The sequence below is a fragment of the Microbacterium oxydans genome (assembly GCF_900095745.1).
In the GTDB taxonomy this organism is placed as follows: Bacteria; Actinomycetota; Actinomycetes; order Actinomycetales; family Microbacteriaceae; genus Microbacterium; species Microbacterium oxydans_B.
Genome location: NZ_FMIR01000014.1, coordinates 338,138 through 351,146 on the forward strand (window position 1 = coordinate 338,138; position 13,009 = coordinate 351,146).

General features: G+C 69.7%; 16 protein-coding genes. 7 read left to right on the forward strand and 9 right to left on the reverse strand.

Annotated elements, in window-relative coordinates; all coding sequences use genetic code 11:
• Nucleotides 1-140: 140 nt before the first annotated feature.
• Nucleotides 141-680, forward strand: coding sequence for a low molecular weight protein-tyrosine-phosphatase (locus tag BQ2383_RS08050; RefSeq protein WP_029264367.1), 540 nt, complete (start codon nt 141-143; stop codon nt 678-680).
• A complete protein-coding gene (gene purB, locus BQ2383_RS08055; protein ID WP_091032205.1) occupies nt 677-2,059 on the forward strand; it encodes an adenylosuccinate lyase in 1,383 nt (460 codons plus the stop codon). The genes BQ2383_RS08050 and purB overlap by 4 nt, the downstream gene beginning before the upstream one ends.
• Before the next feature lie 18 nt (nt 2,060-2,077).
• Here purB and BQ2383_RS08060 read toward each other — a convergent pair whose 3' ends face one another.
• From BQ2383_RS08060 to BQ2383_RS08070, 3 genes are all read right to left on the reverse strand, one after another.
• Nucleotides 2,078-3,511: an MDR family MFS transporter gene (locus BQ2383_RS08060; RefSeq protein WP_091032208.1), complete on the reverse strand. Its 1,434-nt coding sequence runs from the start codon at nt 3,509-3,511 to the stop codon at nt 2,078-2,080.
• Between the two features lie 70 nt (nt 3,512-3,581).
• Nucleotides 3,582-3,935: a hypothetical protein gene (locus BQ2383_RS08065; RefSeq protein ID WP_091032210.1), complete on the reverse strand. Its 354-nt coding sequence runs from the start codon at nt 3,933-3,935 to the stop codon at nt 3,582-3,584.
• Nucleotides 3,932-4,582 carry an acyl-CoA synthetase gene (locus BQ2383_RS08070; RefSeq protein WP_091032213.1) on the reverse strand — a complete coding sequence of 217 codons (651 nt, stop codon included), beginning with the start codon at nt 4,580-4,582 and terminating at the stop codon, nt 3,932-3,934. Before BQ2383_RS08070 ends, BQ2383_RS08065 begins: the two co-directional genes overlap by 4 nt.
• Nucleotides 4,583-4,886: 304 nt before the next feature.
• On the opposite strand from BQ2383_RS08070, the gene BQ2383_RS08075 reads away from it, so the two are divergent.
• On the forward strand, nt 4,887-5,810 hold the full coding sequence (locus tag BQ2383_RS08075; protein WP_091032215.1) for a hypothetical protein: 924 nt from the start codon (nt 4,887-4,889) through the stop codon (nt 5,808-5,810).
• On the opposite strand, the gene BQ2383_RS08080 is transcribed toward BQ2383_RS08075, so the two are convergent.
• Nucleotides 5,798-6,637 (reverse strand): sulfurtransferase, encoded by an 840-nt coding sequence (locus BQ2383_RS08080; RefSeq protein ID WP_091032217.1) that lies wholly within the window; start codon nt 6,635-6,637, stop codon nt 5,798-5,800. The genes BQ2383_RS08075 and BQ2383_RS08080 overlap by 13 nt on opposite strands.
• A 107-nt stretch (nt 6,638-6,744) precedes the next feature.
• Between BQ2383_RS08080 and BQ2383_RS08085 the strand changes: the two genes are divergently transcribed.
• Nucleotides 6,745-7,677: a DMT family transporter gene (locus tag BQ2383_RS08085; RefSeq protein ID WP_244175938.1), complete on the forward strand. Its 933-nt coding sequence runs from the start codon at nt 6,745-6,747 to the stop codon at nt 7,675-7,677.
• A gap of 91 nt (nt 7,678-7,768) precedes the next feature.
• Here BQ2383_RS08085 and BQ2383_RS08090 read toward each other — a convergent pair whose 3' ends face one another.
• Together BQ2383_RS08090 and BQ2383_RS08095 are read right to left on the reverse strand one after the other, a co-directional pair.
• Complete coding sequence (locus BQ2383_RS08090) at nt 7,769-8,170, reverse strand: (R)-mandelonitrile lyase (protein WP_091032223.1); 402 nt, start codon at nt 8,168-8,170, stop codon at nt 7,769-7,771.
• A gap of 57 nt (nt 8,171-8,227) precedes the next feature.
• Nucleotides 8,228-9,247 carry a zinc-dependent alcohol dehydrogenase family protein gene (locus tag BQ2383_RS08095; protein ID WP_091032226.1) on the reverse strand — a complete coding sequence of 340 codons (1,020 nt, stop codon included), beginning with the start codon at nt 9,245-9,247 and terminating at the stop codon, nt 8,228-8,230.
• A gap of 128 nt (nt 9,248-9,375) precedes the next feature.
• Between BQ2383_RS08095 and BQ2383_RS08100 the strand changes: the two genes are divergently transcribed.
• The 3 genes from BQ2383_RS08100 to BQ2383_RS08110 all read left to right on the forward strand — a co-directional run bounded on the left by BQ2383_RS08100 (nt 9,376) and on the right by BQ2383_RS08110 (nt 11,001).
• Nucleotides 9,376-10,035: a GTP cyclohydrolase II gene (locus BQ2383_RS08100; RefSeq protein WP_091032229.1), complete on the forward strand. Its 660-nt coding sequence runs from the start codon at nt 9,376-9,378 to the stop codon at nt 10,033-10,035.
• 28 nt (nt 10,036-10,063) lie between these two features.
• A complete protein-coding gene (locus tag BQ2383_RS08105; protein WP_091032232.1) occupies nt 10,064-10,537 on the forward strand; it encodes a MarR family winged helix-turn-helix transcriptional regulator in 474 nt (157 codons plus the stop codon).
• A 104-nt stretch (nt 10,538-10,641) separates the two neighbouring features.
• Complete coding sequence (locus BQ2383_RS08110) at nt 10,642-11,001, forward strand: helix-turn-helix domain-containing protein (RefSeq protein ID WP_091032235.1); 360 nt, start codon at nt 10,642-10,644, stop codon at nt 10,999-11,001.
• 1 nt (nt 11,002) lies between these two features.
• Here the strand turns inward: BQ2383_RS08110 and BQ2383_RS08115 are convergent, their stop codons facing one another.
• The 3 genes from BQ2383_RS08115 to BQ2383_RS08125 form a co-directional block, all read right to left on the reverse strand.
• A complete protein-coding gene (locus BQ2383_RS08115) occupies nt 11,003-11,596 on the reverse strand; it encodes a ClpP family protease (RefSeq protein ID WP_091032237.1) in 594 nt (197 codons plus the stop codon).
• On the reverse strand, nt 11,593-12,210 hold the full coding sequence (locus BQ2383_RS08120) for a ClpP family protease (RefSeq protein WP_205828690.1): 618 nt from the start codon (nt 12,208-12,210) through the stop codon (nt 11,593-11,595). The genes BQ2383_RS08115 and BQ2383_RS08120 overlap by 4 nt, the downstream gene beginning before the upstream one ends.
• An 87-nt stretch (nt 12,211-12,297) precedes the next feature.
• The gene (locus BQ2383_RS08125) at nt 12,298-12,804 is read right to left on the reverse strand and encodes a hypothetical protein (protein WP_244175939.1); all 507 of its coding nucleotides are present in this window, start codon (nt 12,802-12,804) and stop codon (nt 12,298-12,300) included.
• Between the last annotated feature and the right edge of the window lie 205 nt (nt 12,805-13,009).

A 13,009-nucleotide genomic window follows, 5' to 3' on the forward strand; every position in this document is an offset into this window, starting at 1 on the left:
GCCTCTGGGTTCGACGGGTCCGGGCCCGACCGGATTCCCGCGGTCGGTGGAGAGAGGAAAGCCGGATCTCGGTGTGCAGAGAGGGCGCGCCTGAGCACCCCGCGCTGTGCAGGATCGTCGGAGGCGGGCAGAATGTATCTGTGACATCCCCGGATCCCTTCCGCGTGATCTTCGTCTGCACGGGGAACATCTGCCGCTCTCCCATGGCCGAGGTCGTCTTCCGCGACCTCGCCGAGCGGCAGGGACTCGGCTCCCGTATCGTCTCGCGCAGCGCCGGCACCGGCGACTGGCATCTGGGCGAGCGCGCCGACGACCGCACGATCGACTCCCTCGCCCGGCGCGGCTACGACGGCTCCCGGCATCGGGCGCGCCAGTTCACCGCCGCGGCTTTCGCCGACAACGACCTCGTCGTCGCGCTCGACCGCACGCACGAGCGCATCCTTCGGGAGTGGGCGCACGACGAGGACGAAGAGGGCAAGGTCACGCTGCTCCTCGCGTTCGACCCGGACGCCTCCACCCACGACGTCCCCGACCCGTACTACGCGGGGGCGGCGATGTTCGATTCGGTGCTCGGTATGATTGAGGCGGCGACTCGGGGCCTGTTCCGCCAGCTCGAACCCGCTCTTCGTCTCCCCCGCTCGCCCCGAACCTTCGGGGCCTCATCAGGAGGACTCCCCTGACTTTCCAGCCTTCGCTCCCGCCGCAGCCCCTGAGCCCTCTCGACGGTCGCTACCGCGGCGCCGTCACCGGTCTCGCCGACTTCCTCTCCGAGGCGGGGCTCAACCGCGCACGGGTCGAGGTCGAGGTGGAGTGGCTGATCGCCCTCACCGACCGCTCGCTGTTCGAGACGACTCCGCTCTCGGATGCCGACAAGGATCACCTGCGTGCGCTGTACCGCGACTTCGGGCAGGCCGAGATCGACTGGCTCGCCGAGAAGGAAGCCGTCACCCAGCACGACGTGAAGGCCATCGAGTACCTCGTGCGCGACCGCCTCTCGACGCTCGGGCTCGACGCCATCGCCGAGCTCACGCACTTCGCCGCGACCAGCGAGGACATCAACTCCGCGTCGTATGCGCTCACCGTGAAGCGCGCCGTGGAGGAGGTCTGGCTGCCGGCCCTCGACACCGTGATCGCGAAGCTCCGTGAACTCGCCGTCGAGCACGCCGACGCCGCGATGCTCTCGCGCACGCACGGCCAGCCCGCGACCCCGTCGACCATGGGCAAGGAGATCGCGGTCTTCGCGTGGCGCCTGGAGCGCGTGCGCGGCCAGATCGCGGCATCCGAGTACCTGGCCAAGTTCTCGGGCGCGACCGGCACCTGGTCGGCGCACCTGGCGGCTGACCCCGACGCCGACTGGCCGACCATCGCCCGCGAGTACATCGAGGGCCTCGGACTCGGCTTCAACATCCTCACCACCCAGATCGAGTCGCATGACTGGCAGGTCGAGCTGTACGACCGCGTGCGTCACGCCGGCGGCATCCTGCACAACCTCGCCACCGACATCTGGACCTACATCTCGCTCGGCTACTTCGCGCAGATCCCGGTCGCCGGCGCAACCGGCTCGTCGACGATGCCGCACAAGATCAACCCGATCCGCTTCGAGAACGCCGAGGCGAACCTCGAGATCTCGGGTGCCCTGCTCGCCTCGCTCGGCCAGACCCTGGTCACCAGCCGCCTGCAGCGCGACCTCACCGACTCCACCACGCAGCGGAACATCGGCGTCGCGTTCGGGCACTCGCTGCTCGCGCTCGACAACCTGCGCCGTGGCCTCAATGCGATCTCGCTCTCGCGCGACGTGCTGCTGGCCGACCTCGACGTGAACTGGGAGGTGCTCGCCGAGGCCATCCAGACCGTCATCCGTGCCGAGGTCGTCGCCGGTCGGTCCACGATCACCGACCCGTACGCCCTGCTCAAAGAGCTCACGCGCGGCCACCGGGTGGGCGCCGCCGACCTCGCCGAGTTCGTGCAGGGGCTCGAGATCGGCGATGCCGCGAAGCAGCGCCTCCTCGCGCTGACTCCGGCCACCTACACCGGCATCGCCGAGCGCCTCGCCCGCTAGCTCCAGCCCGGCAGCGACCTAGGACGCCGGCTCGCCGGAGTGGTCCTCGACCTTGTCCTTCGGCATGAAGGCGGCGGCGAGCAGCGTGAGCAGCGCGGTCACGGCGACCGCGACGAACACCCAGACCGACGCGTGGATGATCGTGTCGGGATCGTCGGGACCGGCACCCTGCGCGATGGCCGCGTTCGAGATCGCCCCGAACACCGCGACACCCACCGCGCTGCCCGCTGACCGCGCGAACGCGTTCATGCCCGTCACGGCTCCGCGCTCGCCCCACCCCACGGAAGACTGGGCGGCGATGAGGGTCGGCGCCGCGCTCCACCCGAGCCCGAATCCGAGGACGAACGCGATGAGCGACAGCACCCACGGGTTCGGCCAGGCCGACACCGACGCGAGGACGATCGCCGCGACCGAGGCGATGCTCATCCCGATCAGTGTGGTGCGACGGAACCCGATGCGCAGATACAGGCGTCCCACGTTCGCTGCGGCGATCGGCCACCCGAGCGTCAACGCCGCGACGGCCAGACCCGACAGCAGCGGCGCGATGCCCAGCGAGCCCTCGAGGTAGGCGGGCGCGAAGCTGGTGACGCCGATCATGAGCGCACCCACCCCGAGCGAGACGAGGGTGGTGGTCAGGATCAGCGGCCTGGCCGCAAGGCGGAGGTCGACGATGGGCTCCGCGACGCGGCGTTCGACCATCGCGAAGAGCACCAGAGCGACGATGCCGATCCCGAAGCACAGCGCGCTCTGGACGGAGATCCACGCCCAGGCGTTGCCGCCCTCCAGCATCCCGAGGATCAGGCCGGTCAACCCGACCGTGAGCAGCACGGCTCCCGCGTAGTCGATCCGGTGCCGTTCGGTCTGCTTCTGTTCCTTGTACTTGAGCTGCAGCATCCACGCCGCGATCAGACACAGCGGGATGTTGACCCAGAAGATCCAGCGCCACGCGTCGAGCTGGGCGAAGATGCCGCCGAGCGCCGGTCCGACGACGGACGAGATCGCCCACACGCTCGCGATGTAGCCCTGCACCTTGGCGCGCTCGGCGACCGTGTAGATGTCTCCGACGATCGTCATGGCCATCGGTGCGACCGCACCGGCGCCGAGCCCCTGGATGATGCGGAAGACGATCAGCGCCGGCATGCTCCACGCGAAGCCGCAGAGGATCGAGCCGAGGAGAAAGAGGGCGATGCCGAGCAGGATGATCGGTTTGCGGCCGACCGTGTCGGCGAACCGGGAGTAGATGGGGACGCTCACGGCCTGCGCCAGCAGATACACCGAGAACAACCATGGGAACTGCTGGTAACTACCGAGATCGCGGACGATGCTGGGCACCGCGGTGGCGAGGATCGTGGCGTCGATCGCGATCAGCCCGGTCGCGAGCATCAGCGCACCGAGGATGGGGCCTCTCGGCGACCGGAGTCCGATGGAGGCGCGGTCGACGGAGGCAGTCACTTCAGGGACAAGCGCTCACGCCGCGCGTCTATTCCGACAGACCCCGCGGATGCTGCGAACCACTCGTGCGTCACGACGACGACGTGCGGCCGGGCTCGTCGCCCTCCGCCTCGCCCTCGGGCTCCGGGTCGTACAGCACCGGACGGTCGATGGTCTTGGTGACGTCGGCCGGGTCGACCGCGAGGATCAGCATCGCCAGGATCAGCAGAGTGACGATGAACGCCCCACCGCCGACCACGAGCCCGAGCGCCACCGGGGTCAGTCCGTCGTAGGTGCCGTTCGCGATAGCCGTGTTCACACGCAGCGTGAAGGCCCCGGTGGAGACGAGCGTGACCACCATGGCGAAGACGCCGCAGCCCAGCGCGATCAGCAGCAGGTGCAGCGGGCGCAGGATGTCCCGACGGGTGGGCTTCTCGTCGCTCATCGCTCTCCTCCGTGCTCCGCAGGCGCGGCGCTGTCGTTCGATTCGGTGACCGCGGCGGCGGCATCCACCCGTTTCGGGGTGAGCCCGGCGATGCCGAGGAAGACCGCGACGATCGCCGCGTAGCCGCCGAACATGCCGACACCGAGGATGATGCCGGACAGCACGAACGTGCCGGCCTTCTCGATCGTGTACTCCTGCAGGAATCCGGCCGGGATCAGCAGCAAGACGATGCCCAGCAGCACACCGAGCGCGCCGACGGTGATCGCGTCGCGCGAGAGCGGATCAGCGGTACGACGCGAGCGGATGCCGGCGAGGATCTCGATGCCGCCGCTCACGATCGCCCAGGAGGACACGACGATGAAGAACAGATCGTCGGATCGCCAGGCCGGGATGCCACTCACCCCGCCGGCGACGACGCCGAGTGCGGCGAGCAGGATGTATGACCAGCGCGAGCCCGCCGGGAGCACCAGCCAGGCCGCGAGCAGTTGCACGAGCGCGGTGGTGAAGACGAAGCCGCTGAAGACCGAGAGGCCGATGGGAGCGGAGTGGTCCGATGAGAACGTGATCATCAGTGCGGCGACGGCGGCGAACAGCGCGCGCAGCAATTGCACGTGGCGCATGGTGAATGCGCGAGCAGGGGCAGACATGACGGTCCAGAGTCCTCCGGGGTGTTCCTCCCAGTCTACGCGGGGGCGCGGAGCCGCAGCGCCCGCGGGTGTGCGGAGGAGGATTCGTGAAGCCCGGCTGATCTCCCCAGATCGATTGCCGGGCTTCACGACGTACGCAGCAAGGGGGGCATCACTGCGTCAGGCCGGTCTTCGCAGGGTCGGGCACCCTGCCTGCGATGTCGGCCAAGTGACCCCACATGCCCACCCGGTCCCCTGAGGTGCGCGCGTGCGGTCGTATGCTCACTTTAGGGCGGTGGTCTTCACATACCGGACGGGGGCTGTGATGAGTTACGAGTATGACGAACGCAGGTCCGGATCCGATGCTTTCGCGGCGGCTCTGCGCGACGCGATCAACGCGCGGCACGTGACGCTGTCGTGGCTGCATCAGCAGCTCAACCTGCGCGGGAACCGCGTGTCGATGGCCACGCTGAGCTACTGGCGCTCGGGGGCACGCCGCCCGGAAGGCGCGCAGTCACTCGCCGCGCTCGCCGACATCGAAGACCTTCTCTGCCTCGATGCCGGGGCGCTGCGCCGTCACCTCGGTCCCACGAACCGGACCGGTCCGCTCGGTCCGAATCAGTTCCCCCTCGACGAGGAAGAACTCGAACGGGCGGTCATGGTCGCCTTCGATGCGCTGGGGGCGACCTACCCCGACACCTCACGCGAGCTGACGACCCACTCCGTGACCGACGTCGACGCCGACGGCAACGTCGCGTTCAGCATCACCCGCAGCATCGTGCAGTCCACGATCGGCACGATCACGGCCATCCCGTTCCTCGAGATCACACCGGGGGTCAGCACCCCGGCGCCGATCCTGAGCGCGGTGTCGGGCGGACGCATCACCGCGCGGTACTCGCACCCCGACGGCGAGGTGCACGGGGTGCTCTTCGAACTCGACGTGCCGCTCACCGCACCGGACACCGCGATGGTCGAGTGGTCGGTGACGTATCCGTCCGAGTATCCGCCGATGCGCGACACCGGCCACGCCCTGGCGCAGAAGGCCAGAGAGCTGCTGGTGTGGACGCGATTCCACCCGGATGCCGTGCCGGACTGGTGCGAGGAACGGGTCGAGACCCCCGAGGGCGTCACCGTCACCGACGTGCCGCTCACCCGCGGGACGTCGGTGCACCTGGTGCGTCGCGCGTTCGGCCCCGGCGCGCTCGCGCTGCACTGGGGGTTCGGCCCGCGAGAGGGTCAGCCGGGCTGATCCCCCGTGGCGACCGGGCGACCGGGAGTGTTGGACCACTGGCTCCACGAGCCGGGGAAGACCCGGGCGTCGATGCCGACCTCGTGCAGGACGAGTGCGGTGTGGGCGGCCGTGACGCCGGATCCGCAGTAGGCGGCGACCGGCGTGCCGGGCGTCACCCCGATCTCGGCGAAGGACGCCAGGATCGTCTCGCGGTCGAGGATCCGGCCCGCTGCGTCGAAGTGCACGGGTTCGGGCAGGTTGCGCGCGCCGGGGATGTGTCCGGCGACCGGGTCGTACGGCTCCGACTCGCCGCGGTACCGGTCGGCCGCTCGCGCGTCGATCAGCACGCCCGACTCCGGGAACGCGGCGGTCTCGTCGATCGACAGCGCGTCACCGCCGATCTCGTCGAGCACGACATCGCCCGGCTCGGGCACCACATCGTCGGTCGCGACCTCGAACCCCTCGGCCTGCCAGCCCCGGATGCCGCCGTCGAGCACGCGCACGTCGACCCCTCCTTGGCGCAGCAGCCACCAGGCGCGCGCCGCCGAGATGCCTGTGAAGTCGTCGTAGGCCACGACGGTGTCGCCCGCACGGACGCCCCACCGACGGGCCGCGGCCTGGAGGGTGGCCGTCGACGGCAGCGGATGCCGCCCCTCCGACGGTTCGCCGTGGGTCGAGAGCTCTGTGTCGAGCGCGGCGAACACGGCACCGGGGATGTGGCCCGTCAGGTAGTCGTCATGCCCGGCCTCGGGCCGATCGAGCCGCCACCGCACGTCGATCACACGCACCGGCGCGCCTCGGCTCAGCAGGTCGTTCAGCTCGGATGCACTCACGAAGTCGCTCATCCTGCGAGGCTACCGAGTCTGCCGCAGCATCCGGTTCGGGGCCGTCTTCTCCCGTCACGATCCGCGCGACTATGCTCGATCCGGCAACGTCGAGAAAGGGGCTGCGAATGCCCCTTCGGTGGATGCGCCTACGCCCGCAGGAAGCCGCGCTCATCGCGATCACCGCGGTGTGGGGCGGCACGTTCCTGCTCGTGCACTGGGCGATGGAGCACTCGGGGCCCTGGTTCTTCGTCGGCATCCGGTTCCTGATCGCGGGACTGATCAGCGTCGTCATCTTCCGCCGCGTGCTGGGCGGCATCCGCTGGCGTGATGTCGGCGCCGGCGTCGCGATCGGCGTCATGATCTACCTCGGCTACGGGCTGCAGACGCTCGGGCTGCAGACGATCGACAGCAGCACATCCGCGTTCATCACCGCGATGTACGTGCCGCTGGTTCCGTTCGCGCAGTGGGCCGTGTTCCGAAAGCGCCCGCCGGCGATGGCGTTCGTGGGTGCGGGACTGGCGTTCGTGGGACTGCTGCTCATCGCCGGGCCCGACGCCTTCGCGCTCACCCTCGGCGCGGGCGAGATCGCGACCATGATCAGCACCCTGCCCATCGCGGCCGAGATCATCCTGATCAGCCTGTTCGCCGGGAAGATCGACCTGGGCCGCATCACCGTCATCCAGCTGCTGACCGCCGGGGTGCTGGGGCTGCTCACGATGCCGGTGGTGGGCGAGGGCGTGCCGGAGTTCTCGTGGATCTGGGTCGGCTGCGCGGTGGGGCTGGGTGCGGCGAGCTGCCTGATCCAGCTGACCATGAACTGGGCGCAGAAGTCGGTCTCCCCCACCCGCGCGACCATCATCTACGCCGGAGAGCCGGTGTGGGCAGGGATCATCGGGCGCATCGCGGGTGAGCGGCTGCCCGCGACCGCGCTCATCGGCGGGGCACTCGTCGTGCTCGGGATCCTCGCCAGCGAGCTGAAGCTCGTGCGGCGGCGGCGGCGAGCGCAGGTGCCGGGGCCGGGAGCCCCGGCACCTCCCGACGGCCAATCGCATCTCTGACGGCCGGATCTGGCGGATCAGGCCGTCAGAGATGGATTTCACCGCACGAAGCGCGGGGCGGAGCGCAGAGTGAGGGTGCCGACGCAAGGCGTCAGCGGCGGGAGTACTCCGTGTCGGTCACATGCTCGAGCCACGTGGTCGACGTCGCGGGGTCGTCGGCGTTCTCGATCATCGCGATGTGCGACATGAAGCAGTCCGCGGTGGCGCCGTGCCAGTGCTCCTCGCCCGGCGGGGTGTAGATGGTGTCTCCGGGCCGTGCTTCGACGACCGTGCCGTCGCGGGTGCCGCACAGCGCCGTTCCCTCGGTGATGCGCAGGAACTGTCCGCGCGCATGCGAGTGCCAGGCGGTGCGCGCACCCGGGGCGAAGCGCACCAGTCCGGCGAACATCCGCTGATCCCCCTCCTTCGGCGCGGCGATGACGTCGAGCCAGACGTCTCCGGTGAACTGCTCCGGCGGATTCTTCACCGTCGGCGTGCGAGGTTCGATGTGCATGAGATCTCCTTCGGATGTGCGGATGTGCGGATGTGCGGATGCGCGGATGCGCGGCTTTCAGACCGTGAGCAGCACCTTGGTGGCGCGACGCTCGTCCATCGCGCGATAGCCCTCGGCGGCGTCCTCGAGCGGGAGGGTGAGATCGAACACCTTGCCGGGGTCGATCTTGCGGTCCCAGATGAGCTGGATCAGCTCGGGCAGGAAGCGCCGCACCGGAGCCGGCCCGCCGTGCAGGTGCACGCCGGAGAAGAACAGCTCCTCGCCGGGCAGTGCCACGTCGTGCGAGACACCGACGTAGCCGACATGCCCGCCGGGACGGGTCGAACGGATCGCCTGCATCATCGACTCCTGCGTGCCGACCGCCTCGATCACCGAGTGCGCGCCGAGCCCGTTCGTGAGCTCCTTGATGCGCGCCACACCCTCGTCTCCGCGCTCTTCGACGATGTCGGTGGCTCCGAACTCGCGCGCCAGTGCCTGCCGGTCGGCGTGCCGGCTCATCGCGATGATGCGTTCGGCCCCGAGTTCCCGGGCGGCGAGGATGCCGAGCAGTCCCACCGCTCCGTCACCGACGACGGCGACGGTCTTGCCGGGTCCGGCCTCGGCGGCGACCGCCGCGAACCAGCCCGTGCCGAGGACGTCGGATGCCGCGAGCAGGGAGGGGATCAGGTCGGCGTCGGGCTGCCCCGGCGTGACGACGAGCGTGCCGTCCGCGTGCGGGATGAGCGAGTACTCGGCCTGCGTGCCGTACTTCCCCATCGGGACCACGTGCACGCAGCGGGACTGGTAACCCGCCTGGCAGATCTCGCAGGTGTTATCCGAGGCCATGAACGAGCCGACCACGAAGTCGCCGACCTTCAGGGTCTGCACCTCGTCGCCGATCTCCTCGACGACGCCGACGTACTCGTGCCCCATCGGGGTGTGATCGACGTTGTCGTCACCGCGATACGGCCACAGGTCCGACCCGCAGATGCAGGTCGCGGCGAGCCGGATGACGGCATCCGTCGGCCGGGTGATCGTCGGCTTCTCGCGCTCCTCGACCCGGACGTCGCCGGGGGCGTACATGACTACTCCACGCATTCTTACTGCTCCTTCTATCGTGTGAATCCAGTCAACGCCGATTCCGTCACAGGTGGGAGGCTCTCTCATGGCACCCCTCGGATCGCTGCGGACGGGAATAGTTCGACGGGCCGCGCGTTGCACCCGGCATGATTGAAACTTCAACCGTCGCTCCGGTCGCCACGGAGCGCACCCGCGTCCGCGTGCCGCTGCGCTTCGGCGACGGCTTCTCCACCACCGCCGACGTGGTCACCTTCGACGGCCTGATCGACGGCCGCGAGCACCTGCTGCTCGGCCTCGGCGACTGGCGTGCGGCACTCGAGCGCGCGGCCGACGGGGGCGCCGCGCCCCTCGTGCGCCCGCACAGCGAGTGCCTGACCGGCGACGTCTTCGGCTCGGAGCGCTGCGACTGCGGCCCCCAGCTGCGCGAGGCCGTGGAGCGCATCGCCGACGAAGGCGGCTTCCTGCTGTATCTGCGCCAGGAGGGTCGCGGCATCGGCCTGTACGCCAAGCTCGACGCCTACGCGCTGCAGGATGCCGGACTCGACACGTATGAGGCGAACGTCGCCCTGGGCCACGGCGAGGACGAGCGCGACTACACCGTCGCCGCGCAGATGCTGAACGCGGTCGGCGTCGACGGCATCCGCCTGCTGAGCAACAACCCCGACAAGGCCGTGCAGCTCGAGGCCCTCGGCATCCGCGTCACCGAGCGCGTGCCCACCGAGGTGCACCTGTCGGAGGCGAACACCCGCTACCTGCAGGCCAAGCGGGACCACACCGCGCACACGCTCGACCTGTCGGCGGCGTGACACGAGCGTGACACTCGAGGAGGGCACCATGACGGCGGCAGGACAGCATCCGCGTCGACTCGACGACGGTGAGATGGCGACATGGCTTCCCGTCATCCGGTTCGTCCAGCTGCTGCCGCAGGTGCTCGATCGCACCCTGAAGGACGAGGTCGGGCTCAACCACGCCCGCTACGCCATCCTCGTCACGCTGGCCGGGCAGGGCGAAGGCACCGTGACGATGACGGAACTCGCGCGCATCGCCGGGCTCAGCCGCTCACGCCTGAGCCACGCCTTGGACTCGCTCGAGGAGCGCGGCTGGGTGGAGCGCACCTCGTGCAGCTCCGACAAGCGCACGCTCTCGGCCACCCTGACCGCGGAAGGACGCGAGATGCTGCGCACGGCCGCGCCGGTGCACGTCGAGCAGGTGCGGGAACTGGTGCTCGATCCGCTCACGGCAGAGGAGCGCGCGCAGCTCGAGGCGATCCTCGGCAAGCTGCTGCCCGGCGTGACCGCGGCGCTGTAAGCCGGTCACCCGCGGCGAGGTGCGCGAGCTCCTCCCCTGTGTGCACGGTTCTGCTCTGAGCAGAACCGCTCGAACCCGCCGAACACCGCGGTTTATCGTGAGGCATGGCCGACCTGATCTCGTTCCCGCGCACCCCTCGCCCCGACCGCCCGAAGTCGAGCGGGCCCGAGCCGCTGTGGCGTCAGATGCTGGGCGACCAGCTGCGTCGCCGCCGCCACGACCGCGAGGAGACCCTCACCGAGACCGCGGAGAAGGCGGGCGTCTCGCCCCAGTACCTCTCCGAGGTCGAACGGGGGCTGAAGGAGCCGTCGAGCGAGATGATCGCCGCCATCGCCGGTGCCCTCGACACGAGTCTGATCGACCTCACGAGCGCCGTGGCCGATGACCTGCGCTCGGCCGCGGTGCCGGCATCCACTGCCGTCTCCGTGTCGGTGTCGCGCGGCTCCTTCGCCCTCGCCGCCTGACTCACGCCCCCCGCGGGCCCAGCACCGTGTCGATCAGTCCGTAGTCCAGGGCCGCGGATGCCGTGAACACCCGGTCGCGGTCGGTGTCGGCGCGGAGCTCCGCAACCGTGCGCCCGCTGTGCCTGGCGAGGATCTCCTCCATGTCGGACCGCACCCGCACGACCTCGTCGGCCGCGAGGATCAGGTCGGGGATCGCGCCGCGCGACTGGCCGGCGGGCTGATGCAGCACGATCCGGGCATGCGCGAGCGCGGCGCGCTGACCTTCTGCCCCCGCGGCGACGAGCAGCGCGGCGGGACCGATCGCCTGACCGACGCACGTCGTCGCGATGGCCGGTCGGATGTGCTGCATGGTGTCGTAGATCGCGAGCGCCGCTCCGGGGTCACCGCCCTCGCTGTTGATGTAGAACTGGATGCCGCTCTCCGGACTGTCGGCGTCGAGGTGCAGCAGCTGCGCGATCAGGGCGTTCGCGACACCCGCGTCGATGCCGGTCCCGAGATAGATGACACGCTCGGCGAGCAGGTGGGAGTACACGTCCATGATGCGCTCGCCCCGCGGATGCTGCGCGATGACGTTGGGGATCGAGTACGTGCTCATGCGTTCACCCCCAGCCCGACGCGCGCGCGTTGTCGCGGCATCACCTCGGCGATCGAGGCCACGATCCCGTCGATGAAGCCGTAGTCCTGCGCCTGGGTCGCGGTGTACCAGCGGTCGTGCAGCGAGTCCTCGAAGATGCGCTCGAGGGGCTGGCCGGTGTCGGCCGAGATGAGGCCCAGGACCGTGTCGCGCGTGTGCCGCAGGTCGTCGGCCTGCGTCTCGATCTCGCCCGCGGAGCCGCCGATGCCCGCCGATCCCTGATGCATGAGGATGCGCGCGTGCGGCAGGGCCCGCCGCTTGCCGGGAGTGCCCGCGGAGAGCAGGAACTGGCCCGCGCTGCAGGCCAGCCCGAGGGCGAGGGTGGCCACGTCATTGGGGATGAGCCGCATGATGTCGCGGATCGCGAGCATCGACGGCACCGAGCCCCCGGGCGAGTGGATCCAGAGGGCGATGTCGGCGGCGGGGTCCTCGGCCGACAGCGCGAGCAGCTGCGTCATCAACAGCGTGCCGTTGTCGTCGTCGAGCGCACCGTCGAGCACGAGCACCCGCTCGTGGAACAGTGCGCGCCGGGCCTCAGGACCGAACTGCGGGATGGAGGGGTTGTCTTCGCTCATGCCCCCAGCATCCGTCGCCGCCGCGCGTGTGCGGCCGGATTCTGCCCTGAGCCGCTCTGCCCTGAGCAGATACGTCCTGACGCCGTCTCAGCGCAAGCCGTCTTCGCAGTTGCTGCCCGCGCGCGCTTCCCACCACAGCGCGTACTCGTCCCCCTCCCCCGCATCGATCAGCCACGGGGGGAACGTGACGTACTTCTCCATCGCGAGCCCCCAGGACGCATCAGCCCGGGTCGACTCGGGGTCGTCTGCGGGCAGCTCATCCTCGGTCGTCCAGTGCTCGGCCGGATGGCTCTTCGCCCATTCGTAGATCTCCTGGCCGGTTTGCGACCAGTCGCGGGAGTTCATGCTCTCGGCGATGTCGGCGGGCATCGGCAGCCGGTCCGGAGTGCTGTAGTCGTAGGTGCAGGAGTATTTCTGACCGTCATCGGCAACGTAGCTCAGCGAGATCGTCACGTTCGTCGTGAAACCGGGCTTCGAATCCAGGATCGCCAGCGCGACGAGGACGAGGGCGACGAGGGCACCCGCCACGATCCCGATGACCCACCATGCGCGGCGACGCGGCCGAGTCGATCCTGCGGGCGCGTGACCAGCCACGAACAGATCCTTCCCCGATTGCGGACGGGCGAGGGGCCTCTTCCCGGGACACGACCGCATCGGATCCTCGTCGGGAAACTCCCCCGCATTCCATCGTGCCCGTTCCGGATGCGACGCGCCAATCGCCGTGGATCGCAGGGGGGGTGCGGGTGCGCCCTGAGCGGATGCCGGTGGGGCGGCACCCGCTCAGGGCAGGGGGATGGGT

Bases quoted from the DNA above. Each gene is read 5' to 3' on its own strand.
- BQ2383_RS08105 (WP_091032232.1), top strand. From the start codon at position 10,064: ATGACGGCGGCAGGACAGCATCCGCGTCGACTCGACGACGGTGAGATG.
- BQ2383_RS08095 (WP_091032226.1), bottom strand. From the start codon at position 9,247: ATGCGTGGAGTAGTCATGTACGCCCCCGGCGACGTCCGGGTCGAGGAG.
- BQ2383_RS08100 (WP_091032229.1), top strand. From the start codon at position 9,376: ATGATTGAAACTTCAACCGTCGCTCCGGTCGCCACGGAGCGCACCCGC.
- BQ2383_RS08115 (WP_091032237.1), bottom strand. From the start codon at position 11,596: ATGAGCACGTACTCGATCCCCAACGTCATCGCGCAGCATCCGCGGGGC.
- BQ2383_RS08120 (WP_205828690.1), bottom strand. From the start codon at position 12,210: ATGAGCGAAGACAACCCCTCCATCCCGCAGTTCGGTCCTGAGGCCCGG.
- BQ2383_RS08075 (WP_091032215.1), top strand. From the start codon at position 4,887: ATGAGTTACGAGTATGACGAACGCAGGTCCGGATCCGATGCTTTCGCG.
- BQ2383_RS08065 (WP_091032210.1), bottom strand. From the start codon at position 3,935: ATGAGCGACGAGAAGCCCACCCGTCGGGACATCCTGCGCCCGCTGCAC.
- BQ2383_RS08070 (WP_091032213.1), bottom strand. From the start codon at position 4,582: ATGTCTGCCCCTGCTCGCGCATTCACCATGCGCCACGTGCAATTGCTG.
- BQ2383_RS08110 (WP_091032235.1), top strand. From the start codon at position 10,642: ATGGCCGACCTGATCTCGTTCCCGCGCACCCCTCGCCCCGACCGCCCG.
- BQ2383_RS08080 (WP_091032217.1), bottom strand. From the start codon at position 6,637: ATGAGCGACTTCGTGAGTGCATCCGAGCTGAACGACCTGCTGAGCCGA.
- BQ2383_RS08090 (WP_091032223.1), bottom strand. From the start codon at position 8,170: ATGCACATCGAACCTCGCACGCCGACGGTGAAGAATCCGCCGGAGCAG.
- BQ2383_RS08085 (WP_244175938.1), top strand. From the start codon at position 6,745: ATGCCCCTTCGGTGGATGCGCCTACGCCCGCAGGAAGCCGCGCTCATC.